The sequence below is a fragment of the Bradyrhizobium sp. AZCC 1721 genome, assembly GCF_036924715.1.
In the GTDB taxonomy this organism is placed as follows: domain Bacteria; phylum Pseudomonadota; class Alphaproteobacteria; order Rhizobiales; family Xanthobacteraceae; genus Bradyrhizobium.
Map to the genome: position 1 here is coordinate 5992508 of NZ_JAZHSB010000001.1, position 15630 is coordinate 6008137.

Genomic DNA, 15630 nt, shown 5'->3' on the forward strand with positions numbered 1-15630 from the left:
AAAGGACGGACCGATGACGCACGTCACGCTGCGCCCGGAATTCGAAACGTTGATCGACCCCTATGCGCCGGTCGGCCAGGTCGGCACCGGCTTCGAATTCACGGAAGGGCCGATCTGGCATCCGATTCATCAGTATCTGCTGTTTTCGGACATGCCCGCCGACGTGCGCCGGCGATGGGACGCCAAGCGCGGTGTCGTCGAGGTCAAGCGCCCCTCCAACAAATGCAACGGCATGACCTATGACGCCGGGCTCAATTTGATCGTCTGCGAGCACGCCACCTCGTCATTGATCCGCGAACGTCCCGACGGAAGACGCGAAGTGATTGCCTCGCATTTCGAGAATCAGGAGCTCAACAGCCCGAACGACGTCTGCGTGCATTCGAGCGGCGCGATCTATTTCAGCGATCCCTGGTACGGCCGCATGCCGGTCTACGGCGTCGAGCGGCCGCGCCAGCTCGGCTTTCAGGGCGTTTTTCGCGTGCCGCCCGGCGGGGGCCCGCCGAAACTCGTGGTCGATCGGCACATGTTCGATCAGCCGAACGGCCTTTGTTTCGCGCCCGACGAGCGCCTGCTTTACGTCAACGACACCACGCAGGCGCTGATCCGCGTCTTCGACGTCGAAACTGATGGCTCGCTCGCCAACGCGCGCGTCTTCGCCAGCGGCATCCGCTCCGAGCTCGAGCCCGGCCTGCCCGACGGCATGAAGTGCGACCAGCGCGGCAATGTCTGGGTCACGGCGCCCGGCGGTGTCTGGGTCTATTCGCCATCAGGCGAGTTGCTCGGCAAGGTGCGCGTTCCCGAACTCGTCGCCAATCTCACCTGGGGCGGACCCGAGTTTCGCACGCTCTATCTGACCGCCACGCATTCGGTCTATGCGATTCCGGTCAAAGCCGGGCCGCGCCATGAGCCCTATATGAGCGGGCGGATTTCGACCGGCCCCGATATCGGTGCCGCGCAGCCCGCCTCACCACAACTTACCAGCGGCGACATGCAACTCGATCCGCGCCGCTGCGCCATGATCATTCAGGATTTGCAGAACGACGTGATCATGGAGGGCGGCGCGTTCGCCGATTCCGGATCGCCCGTCCATGCGCGGCAGCAGCGGGTGGTCGACAATGTCCGCCGCCTTGCCGAGGCCGCACGGGCCCGCGGCGTCGTCATCATCCATGTCTGGTTCATCGTCGAACCGGGCGCGCCCGGCGTCACGCTCAACGCTCCCTTGTTCGAGGGGCTGGTCGATAGCGGCGCGATGGTGCGCGGAAGCTGGGGCGCCGCGCCGGTTCCGGGGCTTGAGCCGCGCGCCGGCGATTTCGTGGTCGAGAAGATGCGCATGAGCGCCTGGGAGGGCACGCGGCTGGAAACCATCCTGAAGGCGACCGGCCGCGACATGATCATCAACACCGGCGCCTGGACCAACATGTCGGTCGAGCACACCGCCCGCACCGGCGCAGACAAGGGCTACTTTATGGTCGTGCCGGAAGACTGCTGCTCGACCATGAACGCCGACTGGCACAACGCCTCCATCAATTTTGCCATGCAGAACGTCGCCGTCGTCACCAACGCCGATGCGGTTATCAGGGGATTAGGATGACCAGAGCGCGGCCATGCCAAAACTCTTTCACCTGAGCTGCTCGCCGCGCGCGGACTCGGAATCTTCGGCCGGCGCGCACGTTTTTATCGACCGCTTCCGCCAGGCGCGGCCGGACTGGGACATCGACGTGATGAACCTGTGGCGGGATCACCTGCCGGAATTCGAGGGTTATGTACTGGAGGCCAAATATGCCCGCATCAATGGGCGGGCCTTCACCGATTCACAGCGCGACGCCTTTGCGGTCGCCGAGCGCATCGCGCTGCGGTTCGCGCTCGCCGACCGCGTGCTGATTTCGACGCCGATGTGGAATTTTGGGATTCCTTACAAGCTGAAACAATGGATTGACGTGATCACGCAGCCTGGGCTTACGTTCCGGTTCGATCCCGCGCAGGGATATCTGCCCTTGGTCGCAGACAGACCGACGGTGGTGATCCTGGCAAGCGGCAGCGACTTCGTCACCGGCATGAATCGCGGCCGCATCGACATGGCGACGCCTTACCTGCGCGAGGCGCTGCGGTTCATCGGCGTCAGCAATGTGCGTTTCGTGCCGATCGGACCGACGACCGGGCCGCTCGAACCGATCCGGGCGGCTCGCGAAGGCGCGCATCGGCGGCTGGCCGAGATGGCTGCGCGATTCTAGCTCGCAGGGTTGGCGGAACCGGAATACTTGCGGCAATATAGCGCTCACCGGACCGCGTCGAAGGAGATCTCCGTTGAAGTGCTACGAACTACAGGGACCGAGCGGAATCGATGGACTTGCCCTCGTGGACAAGCCCGTGCCGGAGCCCGGCGACGGCCAAGTGCTGGTTCGGCTCAGGGCGGCAACGCTGAACTATCGCGATCTCATTACGGTCAAGGGCGGTTACGGCTCGCGTCAGAAATTTCCACTCGTGCCGGTTTCGGACGGCGCGGGCGTGGTCGAGCGGGTCGGTCCGGGCGTGCGAGAATTCGCAGCCGGCGACCGCGTCATCGGCAGCTTCTTCGAAAGCTGGATCGGCGGCGAACCGAGCGAAGCAAAAATGCGCTCAGCCCTTGGCGGCGCGGTCGACGGCGTCCTTAGCGAGTATCGCGTCTTTCCGAAGCACGCGCTGGTCCGAACGCCGGAGCACCTCAGCGACATCGAAGCCGCCGCGCTTCCCTGCGCCGGGCTCACGGCCTGGAGCGCGATCGTCAAGCTCGGCGGCATGAGGCCCGGTCAAATCGTTCTGACGCAGGGGACGGGCGGCGTATCCCTGTTCGCAGTTCAGTTCGCCAAAATGTGCGGCGCGCGCGTCATCGCAACCTCGTCCAGCGATGCAAAGATCGAACGCCTCAAGCAGCTCGGAGCTAACTTTACATTGAACTACAGGACGACACCCGACTGGGGGAAGAAAGCCCGCGAATGGAGCGGTCACGGCGTCGATCTGGTCGTGGAGGTCGGCGGTGTCGGCACGTTAAATGAATCGATCCGGGCGACCAGGATCGGCGGCACGATCGCGTTTATCGGCGTGCTCGCCGGCCCGCCGCCGTCCGACCTGCGGTTACCCTTGATGGTCATGCAGCAGCAGCGGTTGCAGGGCGTCACCGTCGGATCGGTCGAGGATCTCCAGGCGATGGTGGATGCGATCACCACCAACGGCATGAAGCCGGTGATCGACAGAACGTTCAGTTTCGATCAGACCAAGGACGCTTTTGCGCACATGGAGAGCGGCGCGCATTTCGGCAAAGTGGCGATCGAGATCGGGTGAAGCGCCTTCCCGCTAACCCGCGGCCCATTCCGTCAGCGGCGCGCATGACCGCCCGGATCGCCGTTGTCTGATAAAATCTGGGCCGCGCCGCCGACGCCACGTCGGAACGCCTCATCGAAAGTCACGCCGCGGATTTGCCAGCGGTGCGTCCGGCCTTGCCAGTCCATTCGCCAACGCGTGACCCACCCAAGCTCGCGATCATTCCAGACCAGATGTCCGACCAACGCGAGTTCCCCACCCTGCTCGGTCGCGAGCGGCGCCAGAGTCGAGGACGGCACAGTCTCGAGCTTCGCGCCTTCGAGGCCCGATTTCGCCAACGCAGCCATGCTGGGCAGCACGATGTTCATCCCGCGCCTGTCGGCGGCTGCGAGCAACGCGTCGCGCTGCAAATCGGACTGAGCTCCATCCGCCGTGACGATAAAGTTCCTCGGGCCGTTCTCCATCCCGACAAAGACGGCAAGGCGCGGGCGATGTGAAAGCCACGGCTTGAGACCAAGCGCCTTGAGAATGTCGTCGATTTTCTTTTCCTCGAAGTCGACCGTCAGGTCGTAGGGCCGATCGCGGGTGCCCTGCTCGTCACGAATGGGCTTGCCCGAAAACTGGTCGCGATAACTGAATGCCCTGACGAAACTTTTCGCGTTCGATTTGTACGTCGCCAATCGACGGTCACCTGCGAGTTTCTGCGCGCCGGACACCTTGATCAGGACGTCCTCCAGACAGGAGGCAAAGCCGATGATGCGGTTGGCCTCGCCCTGCCCCGTGACGACGGTCTGCGCCCGATACAGATCAGCTCCCGCCGCCGCCATCGCGCTCGCGCACCAAACCAGGGTTACTGCTAGGAGTATCCTGACGATGGCGCTGATAGCACCAAGCCACATCAAAACAGGCTGGCGTCTCGTCATAGGCAGATCAACCATGATGAGGCTTCCGCGATTCCTCAAGCTCTTGTCTTGGAACATTTGTAAATGCGAACGCCAGAAATATGGTCTTAAGAAAGCCCTGCCGGCTGGTGGGCCTTCAACCCTAGCATTATGTATCTTTGCGCCGAAAAGCATATACGCGGGTCCAATGACAGGGTTCCGAGTGCAAGATTTTGCCGGGTTTTGAGGTCATTTCACGATCATCGGCGTCTACGCAGGGATCCGCGATGCTGACGGCCTGGCAATTGGCGGCGCGACGGATACAACTCTTGCTGGTTCCAAGAATTGCTTCTATCGCCATTAGGCTTTAGATTTCGCAATTCGCTCGTCGAAAAATGGGCGCCGCCTGGCGCGCGCGAGAGCTGAACGTGATCTACAACCGAGCTGGGGGTCGGCGCCTCACGAAAAAGCTGAGGGCTCGACCGCCTGCTATGGCGAGACATGTAGATCGGCTGTAAGAGAGACCGCCCGCGCGAGGACGACGTCGCCCGCGCGGAAGCTGCAGCGAGCAGCCGGATGGAAATGAACGATGCGCGAAGACAAGAGCAAATTGCTGAGATCGCTGACCATCGATCGCAGCGCCAGCAAGGTGGAGCGACCGAAGAGCCGCTGGCTGCCGATCTCGGCGGCCGTTGCCGCCTGCGTTATCGTCGCATTTGCCGCCTTTGCCGCCTTCGAATTGCGCAGGCAGGACCAGCCCAAAGAGACGACATCGCAAGCCGCACCGCAGCCAGCCTCACAGCCGCAAGCGCAGCAGCAGCCTCAGCAGCCCGCAACGAATGGCAAGGCGGCCGGCAGCCTGGCGGCCTCCGGCTATGTGGTGGCGCGCCGCAAGGCAACCGTTGCGGCCGAAATTACCGGCAAGGTGGTCGAGGTCTTCACCGACGAAGGCAGGACGGTGACCGAAGGGCAAGTCGTCGCGCGGCTCGACAGCGTGCTGGCTGAAAGGGACTATGAACTGGCGCGCTCGCGTGTCGAGACCGCCGACGCCGCCGTGGCCGCGATCAGCGCCGATCTTGAGGATGCGACCCGGATCATGTCGCGGGTACAGACATTGTCGCAGAAGAACTTTGCCACCGAGGCTGATCTGACCAAGGCGCAGGCTCGGGTCGGCGTGCTCAGTGCGCAATTGCGCCAGGCGCAGTCGCAACTCGAGACCGCCAAGATCGACGCCAAGCGCAGCGGCTCGATGCTCGACAAGCACCAAATCCGAGCACCGTTTGCCGGCGTCGTCATCGACCGCAGCGCCCAACCCGGCGAGATGATTTCACCGATGTCGGTCGGCGGCTACACCCGCACCGGCATCTGCACCATCGTCGACATGGATTCGATCGAAATCGAGGTCGACGTCAACGAGGCCTTCATCGGCCGCGTCACCCCCGGCGGTCCCGTGAATGCGGTGCTGGATGCCTATCCGGACTGGACCATTCCCGCCTCGGTCATCGCGATCGTGCCGACTGCAAACCGCGAGAAGGCCACGGTGAAGGTCCGCATTCGCTTCGAAAAGAAGGACCCGCGCATTCTGCCCGACATGGCAGTGAAGGTGAATTTTATGCGCGAAGCCAAGGCGAACGGCTCCGCCGACGCCAGCGCCGCGAACTAGCTCCCGACCGATTCAAAGAGGAGACAAACGTGACAGCCGAACACCCGATGGTTCGCCTTACCGGCGTAAGCAAGCGCTTCACCAAGGGCAAGGAAACCATCTCGATTTTCGACCATCTCGATCTTGCGATTCCCCGCGGCGATTTCGTCGCCGTCATGGGACCATCGGGTTCGGGCAAGACGACGCTACTCAACCTGCTGGGCGGCATCGATCGCGTCGACGCGGGCGAGATTGCGGTGGCGGACCATCGCATCGACGGCCTCTCCGAGGGCGAACTGGCAGCCTGGCGGGCGGCCAATATCGGCTTCATTTTCCAGTTCTATAATCTGATGCCGATGCTGACCGCCGCGCAGAATGTCGAACTGCCGCTGTTGCTCACCAAATTGCGCAGCAAAGAACGCGCCGAGCGTGTTCACACCGCGCTTTCCGTGGTCGGGCTTGCCGATCGCGTCAAGCACCGTCCGCGCGAAATGTCGGGCGGCCAGCAGCAGCGCGTGGCGATTGCGCGCGCCATCGTCTCGGACCCGAACCTGTTGCTGTGCGACGAACCGACCGGCGATCTCGACCGTCAATCCGCCGACGAAATCTTGTCGATCCTGCAACTGCTCAACGGCGAGCTCGGCAAGACTATCGTGATGGTCACCCACGATCCCGCGGCGGCAAACTATGCCAAGCGCGTCTTGCATCTCGACAAGGGCCGCTTCGTCGAACGGGAGCTTGCCGCGTGAACGACTTCGATCTGGTAAGGAAAAACCTGTTCCGCCGCAAATTGCGCGCGAGCTTGATGATCGTGTCGATCCTGATCGCCTTCATGATCTTCGGTGTGCTCGCCGGATTTTACCGTGCCTTCACAGCCGGCGAGGATGCCGCCGCCGCCGATCGGATGATCACGGTCAACAAGATCAACTTCACCCAGCCGATGCCGATCGCCTATTTCAACCGCGTAAAAGCGGTGGAAGGGGTGCGGCAGGTGACATTCGCCAACTGGTTCGGCGGTTACTATCAGGACCCCAAGAACTTCATCATGGCGCTCGCGATCGAGCCAAACACCTACTTCGACGTCTATCGCAGCGAAATCGACGTTCCTCCCGAGCAGCTTCAGGCCTTCATCCGCGACCGCGGCAGCGCGGTGGTCGGTGAAGCGCTGGCGCAGAAGTGGGGCTGGAAGATCGGCGATCGGATTCCTCTCAATAGCAACATCTTCAGCCAGAAGAGCGGTGGTCATACCTGGGATCTCACCATTGTCGCCATCGCCAAGGGCAAGGCCCAGCACGTCGATACCAACTTCCTCCTGTTCCAGTATCCCTATTTCGACGAGACCCGCAGCTTCGGAAAGGACACCATCGGCTGGATGATCCTGCAGACCACCTCGCCGGAAAACAACGACCGCGTGGCCAAGACCATCGACGCGATGTTCGCCAACTCCACCGCCGAGACCTCGACCGACACCGAAAAAGCATTCGGCAAGGCGTTCGCGGCGCAGTTCGGCAATATCGCCCTGATCGTGCTATTGGTGGTCGGCGCGGCCTTCATCACCATCCTGATGATCGTCGGCAACACGATGGCGCTCTCGATCCGCGAGCGCACCCGCGAGATCGGCGTGCTGAAGACGCTCGGCTTCTCAGGTCCGCGGATCCTGACGATGGTGCTCGGCGAATCCGTGCTGCTGGCGCTGCTCGGCGGCATTCCGGGCCTTGCGATTGCAGCGCTGATTGCGATGGCGCTCCGCACCAGCCTCGCCAACATCGCGCCCGCGTTTGCAGTATCGCCGACGATAGCGCTGCAGGGATTGGCGCTGATGATCGCGCTTGGATTGATCACCGGGATCATCCCGGCGCTCAATGCCATGCGGCTCAAAATTGCAACCGCGCTCGGACGGGGATAGGCATGCGTTCGCTTTGGCTTCAAGTGGCGGCGGTCACCGCCATCAATCTCAAGAGCATTTCGCAGCGCCGCTGGCTTTCGCTCTCGACGGTGATCGCAATCGCACTGGTAGTGATCGTGCTGCTCGCATTCCTGGCGATGGCGAACGGCTTCCAGCGCACCATTGCGGGATCCGGTGCCGACGACATTGCCATCGTGCTGCGGGCCGGCTCGCAGGCCGAGATCAACAGCACCGTGAGCCGCGATCAGGTGCGGCTGATCGAGGATGGACCTGGGATTGCGCGCGGTAGCGACGGCAAGCCGCTGATCTCGCCGGAACTCTATCTTGTGGTCGACGGCATCAAGCGCACGACCAAGACCAAGGCCAATCTGCCGCTGCGCGGGATCGGCGAACAGGGCTCCGAGTTGCGCAAGGACGTTCGCATCACCGCAGGCCGCATGTTCAGTCGCGGCAGCAACGAAGTGGTGGTCGGCAAGGCATTGCTGCGGGAATTTGAGGGGCTGGACCTCGGCTCCACAGTATCGTTTGGCGCCACGCGCTGGACCGTCGTCGGCGTGTTCGAGGCCGGCGGCAGCGTGTTCGAATCAGAGATCTGGGCCGATCTTTCCGTGGTCCAGAGCCTGTTCAACCGCAACAACATCGTCCAGACCGTGCGCGCGCGGCTCACCGGACCGGCTGCACTGAATGAGCTCAAAAGCTACAGCGACAACGATCCGCGGCTGAAGCTCGATGTCAAATCCGAAGCGAGTTACTTTGCCGAGCAGGCCTCGCAAACCTCCGACCTGATTCAGAAACTCGGCTGGCCGCTGGCGATCGCGATGGCGCTCGGAGCGGTCGCCGGAGCGCTCAACACCATGTATTCGTCGGTCGCCGCGCGCGCGACGGAAATCGCAACGCTACGCGCCATCGGGTTCGGCGGTTTCCCGGCTTTTGTCGGAACATTGGCCGAATCGCTGTTGCTCGCCGTCATCGGCGGCCTGTTAGGCGCGGCCGCGACTTACCTGATATTCGATGGCGTCACGGCGTCGACGCTTGGCGGCAACTTCACCCAGGTGGTGTTCGACTTCAAGCTGAGCCCCTGGCTGATCGCCGAGGGCGTGGCACTCGCACTGATCGTGGGCCTGATCGGCGGACTGTTTCCGGCGCTGCGCGCCGCGCGATTGCCGATCGTCGAAGGCCTGTATGCGAACTGAACGCCCTATTCGCCTTTGAGGCCTGCGGCGCGGATCACCTCGCTCCATTTCCGTGTCTCGTTGTCGATGAACCTGCCGAATTCGGCGGCCGAGCCGGCGCGGGCTTCCAGCCCCTGGGCCAGCAGCTTCTGTTTCACCTCGGCGTCGGCGAGCGCGCGATTGATCTCTTGCTGCATCCGCTCGACGATCGGCTGCGGCGTCCCTGCCGGCGACATGAAGCCGAACCATCCCGAGGCCACCACGTTGGGAAAGCCTTGCTCGCGCAAGGTCGGAGCCTGCGGGTAGATCGCGCTCCGCTCGGCCGAGGCAACACCTAGCACGCGGAAATCGCCGTTCTGGATGTGCGGTAACGCCGTGCTGATCGCAGTCAGGGTGGCATCGACACGGCCGGCGAGCAGTTCCGTGTACGCCATCGCATCGCCGCGGTACTGCACGTTGAGACCCTTGACGCCGGCGTCTCTCAGCAGCAACTCGGCCGCCAGATGCGGTTGAGAGCCCGCGCCCGGCGAGGCGAAGGTCAGGCCGTCCGACTGCGACTTGCCGTAGGCGATCATCTCCTGCAAATTCTTGAAGCTCGCCTTGGCGTTGACGATCAGGAACAGCGGCGCCATGACAGTCATCGCAACCGGCTGCAGATCCTTGCGCTCGTATTTCAGTTTTCCGAACAGCGCTTCGGCGGTGGCATAGGGCGCGGCGGCATAGAGGAAGGTGTATCCGTCCGCCGCTGCGCGCGCGACCAGCTCGTTGGCAATGCGCGTGCCCGCCCCTGGCTTGTTCTCGACGATGAACTGTTGGTTAAGGCTGCGCCCAAGCTGCTCGGCCAGAATACGCAGCGAGATGTCGTTGGCTCCGCCGGCGCCGTAGGGCGACACCAGCCGCACCAGCCGTGACGGCCAATCGCCTTGGGCAAATGCCTCGAAGCCGGAGCTTGCCGAGAGGCAGGCGGCGATGGTCCCGAGCAAGGTTCGGCGTGTGACTTTCATGAATGCCTCTTTTTGAGCCGCCTGAAAATGCGGAGCAGCCCGTCGCGTCCATCCCATTTTTATTCGAGCCACATTGGCGCGATCGCACGGCTGGATCGCCGGGCCCTTCATCCTATAGAGGATGCAACGATAGATACGCGCCTTCTATCGAACAATGTGTATTTTTTGACCAATTGATAAGCTCGCCCTATGAATACAGAAACGACGATGCCGGGGGACGCGGTATGGCGATGGATGTGACAGTGCGGCAGTTGCGCGCCTATGTGGCCGTGCTGGAGACCGCGAGCTTCTCGGAAGCCGCCAAGGCCATGCACCTGTCGCAGGCGGCGCTGTCCGGCCTGATCAAGGAGCTCGAGAGCCGCGTCGGCGTCCGCCTCTTGGACCGCACCACCCGCAAGGTTTCTGCGTCTATCGTCGGCGAGATCTTCGCCCCGATGGCGCGGCGCGTGCTGTCGAACCTCGACGAGGCGCTGGAGAGCCTGACCAACCTGAAGGAGCTCCGCCGCGGACTGGTGCGCGTAGCCGCGCCCGAGACCTTATCGTGCACGCTGCTGCCGGAGCTGATCGCTGAATACAACAACAGCCATCCCGGCGTGGACGTCCGCTTTGACGACGTGCCGATCCAGGAGGTGCTGGCTGGCCTGCAGAACGGCTCGACCGACATCGGCTTCGGGCCGGCAGGCGTCGTTCCCGATCAATCGATGGAGGTGCACATGATTTGCGCCGACCCGCTCTGGGTGGCGCTGCGTAGCGATGATCCGCGGGCAAAGGGCAAGTCGGTCAGTTGGAAGGATCTCCGCGAGCGGCCCCTGCTCAACTACATGCCCAACATCGCCGTCAATGTGTTGAGCAACGTGCCGCCTAGGCATCACCCGAAGGAGCTGGTTCCGGTGCACCGGGTGAACACCGCGCTATCGATGCTGCGGGTGAGACAGGGCGCCGTGATCTGCCCCTCGATGGCGGAGCCGCTGGTGTGCGGCTTCGGACTGGCGTTCCTGCCGCTCACGCAACCCACGGTCAAATGGAAGATCGCGATGTTCGTCCGGAACAGCGCATCGCTGTCACCCGCCGTGGAAAGTTTTCGTGACTTCACACTCGATTTCAGCCCGAATTGGGCGCCCCGCGGAATAGAGCGCCGGCGCACGAATGAGCGACGCAAGCGCGTCTAGCGAACGAGCGCGCGGCATACTCTATGTCGTCCCTGCGAACGCACTAGGGCATCTACACGTCTTGGGGACGCGACAGATTGACTCGGGGCGGCATGATGTGCGTTCGCCGCAGCGTTTTGTATGATTCTCTCTCTGGCGCTTTGATTCGAAGGAGCGCCAGAGATGCAGCAGGAACCGGATTTGTCCCTGGGTAAGTTTGGAGACGTTCGCCTCGATAAAAGGGGGCGGCGCTTCTCCGGGCTATGCTTTGCACGCGCAGTGTCTGTTTGCGCCAGATGGCGCAGGGCAACTGGGCCGCGAACATGGCGTTCTGGCGGTTTGTGAACAATCCGCAAGTCACGATCGACAAGCTGATTGAAGGCTGGAGCCTGCAGACGTCGATGGCGGTCAGCGGGCGTCATGTGCTGTCGATCCAGGACACCAGCGAGATCAACTTCCACACTCGTCCGGGACATCGGCGCGACTTGGGCAAGGTCGGCAAAGGCAATGCTCGCGGCGTGCTGCTGCATGCCATGATGGCGGTCGATGCCGATAGCGGGGTCTGTCTCGGGCTCACCGGCGGTGAGGTGTGGACGCGCAAGCGCAAGGCCAGGATCGCTCACGAGAAGCGCGCCTTGGCCGACAAGGAATCGGCGCGCTGGGTGACGACGGCTAAGCAAGGCTGCGAGGTTCTGGTCGCTGCTCGTATGATCACCGTCGTCAACGACCGCGAGGGGGATTTCTTTGCTCACTGGTCGCTGACACCCGCTGACAATGTCCACCTCCTGTCGCGCGCCATGCACGACCATGCGCTGGTCGATGGCGGCACGCTTTATCAGGCGGTCGCGCGGGCCCGCTTCTGCGACAAGGCGGTGATCGATCTACCAAAGCGAATGGATCGCCACGGTCGCCAGGCCCACCTCTCCATGCGCCTGGGAACCGTTGTGCTCAAACGACCGCAGCGCCCCGGCGTGAAAGACCTGCCACAGGGCGTCAAAGTCAGCTTCGTGGAGGTCGTCGAGTTGCACCCCCCGAAGAGCGCCAAGCCCATTCATTGGTTGCTCCTGACCACTCATCCGGTCGTCACCGCCGCCGATGCCTGGCGGATCGTCTCCTGGTACAAGCAGCGCTGGATCATCGAACAGCTCTTTCGCTCGCTGAAGAGCCAGGGTCTGCGCATCGAGGATAGTCAGCTCGACAGCGCTGAAGGCCTGATCAAACTCGTGGCGATCGCCACCAGAGTAGCATGTATCGTCATCCAGCTCGTTCAAGCCCGCAATGGCGGCGAACAATTGCAGGTCGAATTTGTGTTCACGCCGGACGAGATCGAAGCGCTCAAGGCCATCAACAAAACCCTGAAAGGCCGCACCGAGCTCCAGAAGAACCACCATCGCCCCAACACTGTCGCCTGGGCGGCATGGATCATCGCAAAGCTCGGCGGATGGACCGGTTACGCCTCTCATCGCCCACCTGGACCAATCACCTTCCACATGGGAATGGCTCGCTTCCAACTCCTCGTATATGGCCCGGCAAGCGTGTAGATGCCCTAGTGCGAACGCAGGGACCCATAACCACCGGCGGACGTTTTGCGAAAGACGTCTGCGACGCTGCCTTATCGAGAGATCACGCGGTATATGGGTCCCTGCGTTCGCAGGGACGACATCGGGGATGCAGTCCGGTAGAAGATGTAGAGCGAAAAGCGTTGCGGTTAAGTCGCTGCCACTCGCGGAGAAATTCGCGAAATCGCGGACTCGGAGGCGCCGCGGCGCGCGTCTGCAGCAAACACTCAACGATTGCATATGTCCTGATGACAAACTGAACACGCAGCAGTAGCCTCCTCCAAATTATAAAACATACGGGAGGAGTGGCATGCCAGACGCAGCGGTCGCAGCACGTTCTTCTGAAGCGACAAACAGCGGTACGACACAACAGGTCGATGTCGCGGTCGTCGGCGCCGGGTTTGCCGGCCTCTATCTCCTGCATCGCTTGCGCAAGGCCGGCTTCTCGGCGGTCGTGATCGAGGAAGCCGGCGATGTCGGCGGCACCTGGTACTGGAACCGCTATCCCGGCGCACGCTGCGACATCCAGACCATCGACTACGGCTACACCTTCGATCCCGAGCTGGAGAGCGCGTGGCAATGGTCGGAGAAATACGCAACGCAACCCGAGATCCTGCGCTATCTCGGTTTCGTCGCCGATCGATACGATCTGCGGCGCGACATCCGCTTTGGCACCAATGTCAGGGCGGCAAATTGGGATGAGGCGGCCGAACGCTGGCGGCTCACGACCAGCAATGGCGCTGATGTTTCCTCTCACTATTACATCATGGCGACCGGCTGCCTCTCTGCGCCCAAGCCGCCGGAGATCGACGGCGTCAAGGACTTCAAGGGCGAGATCTATTTCACCGGCCGCTGGCCGCACGAAGAGGTCAAGCTCGCCGGCAAGCGCATCGCCGTCATCGGCACGGGATCATCGGGCATCCAGTCGATCCCGCTGCTCGCCGAGCAGGCCGCGCATCTCAGCGTTTTCCAGCGCACGCCGAATTTCGCCCTTCCCGCCCACAACGGTTCCGCGCCGGCGGACCGGCTCGCACTGCTGCAGGGCGACCGCGCCGGCTATCGCGAGCAGGCGCGGTGGTCGCTCGCAGGCGTCCCCTATCCGCAGCAGATGGCGGTGAGCTGGCAGTTGAGTGATACCGAGCGCCGCGAGCGGTTCGAGCAGGCCTGGGCCGCCGGCGATCTCGTCTACATCCTGACTCAGCTTTGGGCCGACCAGGGCGTCGACGTCGACGGCAATGCGCTGCTCGCCGACCTGATCCGCGAGAAGATCCGCGAGATCGTCAAGGACGCGGAGACGGCGGAAGCGTTGACCCCGCGCGACCATCCGTTCGGCGCCAAGCGTCCCTGCCTCGATACCAACTACTACGCTACGTTCAACCGCCCCAACGTCACGCTGGTGAACTTGCGAAAGGAGCCGATCACAGAGATCACGGCTTCGGGCATCACGACCGACAAGCGCACGTTCGACGTCGATGTGATCGTGTTCGCCACCGGCTTCGACGCAATGACTGGCGCCATCAAGGCCGTTCATCCGATCACAGGCCGCGATGGCAAATCGCTGTCCGACGTCTGGGCCAACGGTCCGCAGACCTATCTCGGGCTCACGGTCTCAGGCTTCCCCAATCTGTTCCTGATCACGGGCCCGGGCAGCCCGTCGGTGCTGTCGAACATGGCGGTCTCGATCGAGCAGCATGTCGACTGGGTAGTTGACCGGCTGGCGGCGATGCGCGAAGCCGGCTTTACGACCATCGACGCGACCGAGACGGCGCAGGCCGGCTGGGCGCAGCACATGGCCGACTGTTCGACGCTGACGCTGCATCGGCTCGCCAACACCTGGTATACGGGCGCCAACGTGCCCGGCAAGGCGCAGGGCGTGATGCCCTATACCGGCGGCGTCGGCCCCTATCGCAGCATTTGCAACGAGGTCGTCGCCCGCGGCATGCTCGGCTTCAAACTCACCGGCCCGAACGTTGCGGAGCAATGCAATGACGGCCAGGTCGTACGGCTGCAGCCGGACGTGCGGCTGGTGCTGGGCATGCTGGCGGAGATGAACCTGCCGGCGATCGAGTCGCTCGGCGCCCAGGGCGCGCGCGACTTCCTCACTGAATTCAACAAGAGCCGTCCGGCCGGCCGGCCCGTCGGCGAGGTCGGCGACGGCGTGCTGCACGGCGCCGATGGCCTGTTGCAATATCGTCTTTATCGGCCGGCAACGCCGGGGCCGCATCCGATCGTGGTCTATTTTCACGGCGGCGGCTGGGTGCTCGGCGACGAGCAATCCGACGATCCGTTCTGCCGCGACATCTGCCGCCGCAGCGGGATGATCGTCGCCAGTGTCGGCTATCGCCATGCGCCCGAGCATCGCTTCCCCGCGGCGGCCGAGGATGGCTATGCGGCAACGCGCTGGATCGCCGAGCATGCCACCGAACTCGGCGGCCGGCCGGGACCCGTGCTGGTCGCGGGCTGGAGCGCCGGCGCCAATATCGCCGCCGTCACCTGCCAGCTCGCACGCGACCGCGGCGGGCCAGAGATCGCAGGCCAGCTCCTGGTGTGCCCGGTCACCGATTGCCGGTTCGACCGTCCATCCTACACCGACAATGCGATCGGCTATTTCCTGACGCGCGCGCTGATGTTCTGGTTCTGGGATATCTATTGTTCGCCCGCGGACCGCACCGACCCGCGCGCCTCGCCGCTGCGCGGCAATCTGGCGAACCTGCCGCCGGCGTTCGTGGCGACCTGCGAGTTCGATCCGCTGCGTGACGAGGGGATCGAATATGCCGAGGCGATGGCCGCCGCAGGCGTGCCGGTCGAGCAACTGCAGGCGCGTGGCCACATCCACACGTCCCTGATGATGGTGGATGTGGTGATCACCGGCGTCAGCCCGCGTGCCAGGATGGCCGAAGCGTTGCGCAGTTTTGCGGGGTTGCCGCGAAAGCTGGAAGAGAGCGGCGAAGGCGCTTCGCCGATCGCGGTCAACGCGGCTGCGGGATAGGCACGAGGCAACGGCCGCTCGGCTTGATTCGA

The 15630-nt window shown here is 63.2% G+C and carries 12 protein-coding genes; 10 read left to right on the forward strand and 2 right to left on the reverse strand.

Features of this window, described 5'->3' with window-relative positions:
* Window positions 1–13 precede the first annotated feature (13 nt).
* The 3 genes from V1273_RS28600 to V1273_RS28610 all read left to right on the forward strand — a co-directional run bounded on the left by V1273_RS28600 (window position 14) and on the right by V1273_RS28610 (window position 3318).
* Window positions 14–1591 (forward strand): isochorismatase family protein, encoded by a 1578-nt coding sequence (locus tag V1273_RS28600; RefSeq protein ID WP_334380650.1) that lies wholly within the window; start codon window positions 14–16, stop codon window positions 1589–1591.
* A 13-nt stretch (window positions 1592–1604) separates the two neighbouring features.
* Window positions 1605–2231: an FMN-dependent NADH-azoreductase gene (locus tag V1273_RS28605; RefSeq protein ID WP_334380649.1), complete on the forward strand. Its 627-nt coding sequence runs from the start codon at window positions 1605–1607 to the stop codon at window positions 2229–2231.
* Between the two features lie 73 nt (window positions 2232–2304).
* On the forward strand, window positions 2305–3318 hold the full coding sequence (locus V1273_RS28610) for a zinc-dependent alcohol dehydrogenase family protein (protein WP_334411629.1): 1014 nt from the start codon (window positions 2305–2307) through the stop codon (window positions 3316–3318).
* Window positions 3319–3350: 32 nt separating this feature from the next.
* Here the strand turns inward: V1273_RS28610 and V1273_RS28615 are convergent, their stop codons facing one another.
* Window positions 3351–4277, reverse strand: coding sequence for a DUF2066 domain-containing protein (locus tag V1273_RS28615; protein ID WP_334411630.1), 927 nt, complete (start codon window positions 4275–4277; stop codon window positions 3351–3353).
* Between the two features lie 490 nt (window positions 4278–4767).
* Between V1273_RS28615 and V1273_RS28620 the strand changes: the two genes are divergently transcribed.
* The 4 genes from V1273_RS28620 to V1273_RS28635 are packed head-to-tail and all read left to right on the forward strand — an operon-like array spanning window position 4768 to window position 8919.
* A complete protein-coding gene (locus tag V1273_RS28620) occupies window positions 4768–5841 on the forward strand; it encodes an efflux RND transporter periplasmic adaptor subunit (protein WP_334411631.1) in 1074 nt (357 codons plus the stop codon).
* Between the two features lie 47 nt (window positions 5842–5888).
* On the forward strand, window positions 5889–6569 hold the full coding sequence (locus V1273_RS28625) for an ABC transporter ATP-binding protein (protein ID WP_057842962.1): 681 nt from the start codon (window positions 5889–5891) through the stop codon (window positions 6567–6569).
* Window positions 6566–7726: an ABC transporter permease gene (locus V1273_RS28630; RefSeq protein WP_334411632.1), complete on the forward strand. Its 1161-nt coding sequence runs from the start codon at window positions 6566–6568 to the stop codon at window positions 7724–7726. Before V1273_RS28625 ends, V1273_RS28630 begins: the two co-directional genes overlap by 4 nt.
* Window positions 7727–7728: 2 nt before the next feature.
* Window positions 7729–8919, forward strand: a complete 1191-nt coding sequence (locus tag V1273_RS28635) for an ABC transporter permease (protein ID WP_334364721.1) — start codon at window positions 7729–7731, stop codon at window positions 8917–8919.
* A 5-nt stretch (window positions 8920–8924) separates the two neighbouring features.
* Here V1273_RS28635 and V1273_RS28640 read toward each other — a convergent pair whose 3' ends face one another.
* A complete protein-coding gene (locus V1273_RS28640; RefSeq protein ID WP_334411633.1) occupies window positions 8925–9902 on the reverse strand; it encodes a Bug family tripartite tricarboxylate transporter substrate binding protein in 978 nt (325 codons plus the stop codon).
* Window positions 9903–10126: 224 nt separating this feature from the next.
* Here V1273_RS28640 and V1273_RS28645 point away from each other — a divergent pair, with 224 nt between their 5' ends.
* From V1273_RS28645 to V1273_RS28655, 3 genes are all read left to right on the forward strand, one after another.
* Window positions 10127–11071 carry a LysR family transcriptional regulator gene (locus tag V1273_RS28645; RefSeq protein WP_334380644.1) on the forward strand — a complete coding sequence of 315 codons (945 nt, stop codon included), beginning with the start codon at window positions 10127–10129 and terminating at the stop codon, window positions 11069–11071.
* Window positions 11072–11346: 275 nt separating this feature from the next.
* Entirely contained in the window at window positions 11347–12591 is a 1245-nt protein-coding gene (locus tag V1273_RS28650) for an IS4 family transposase (protein ID WP_334368994.1), read from the forward strand.
* 328 nt (window positions 12592–12919) lie between these two features.
* Entirely contained in the window at window positions 12920–15598 is a 2679-nt protein-coding gene (locus V1273_RS28655) for an alpha/beta hydrolase fold domain-containing protein (RefSeq protein WP_334411634.1), read from the forward strand.
* The last annotated feature ends 32 nt before the right edge of the window (window positions 15599–15630 follow it).

Bases quoted from the DNA above. Each gene is read 5' to 3' on its own strand.
- V1273_RS28650 (WP_334368994.1), top strand. From the start codon at position 11,347: ATGGCGCAGGGCAACTGGGCCGCGAACATGGCGTTCTGGCGGTTTGTG.
- V1273_RS28635 (WP_334364721.1), top strand. From the start codon at position 7,729: ATGCGTTCGCTTTGGCTTCAAGTGGCGGCGGTCACCGCCATCAATCTC.
- V1273_RS28640 (WP_334411633.1), bottom strand. From the start codon at position 9,902: ATGAAAGTCACACGCCGAACCTTGCTCGGGACCATCGCCGCCTGCCTC.
- V1273_RS28645 (WP_334380644.1), top strand. From the start codon at position 10,127: ATGGCGATGGATGTGACAGTGCGGCAGTTGCGCGCCTATGTGGCCGTG.
- V1273_RS28655 (WP_334411634.1), top strand. From the start codon at position 12,920: ATGCCAGACGCAGCGGTCGCAGCACGTTCTTCTGAAGCGACAAACAGC.
- V1273_RS28605 (WP_334380649.1), top strand. From the start codon at position 1,605: ATGCCAAAACTCTTTCACCTGAGCTGCTCGCCGCGCGCGGACTCGGAA.
- V1273_RS28600 (WP_334380650.1), top strand. From the start codon at position 14: ATGACGCACGTCACGCTGCGCCCGGAATTCGAAACGTTGATCGACCCC.
- V1273_RS28615 (WP_334411630.1), bottom strand. From the start codon at position 4,277: ATGTTCCAAGACAAGAGCTTGAGGAATCGCGGAAGCCTCATCATGGTT.
- V1273_RS28625 (WP_057842962.1), top strand. From the start codon at position 5,889: ATGGTTCGCCTTACCGGCGTAAGCAAGCGCTTCACCAAGGGCAAGGAA.
- V1273_RS28620 (WP_334411631.1), top strand. From the start codon at position 4,768: ATGCGCGAAGACAAGAGCAAATTGCTGAGATCGCTGACCATCGATCGC.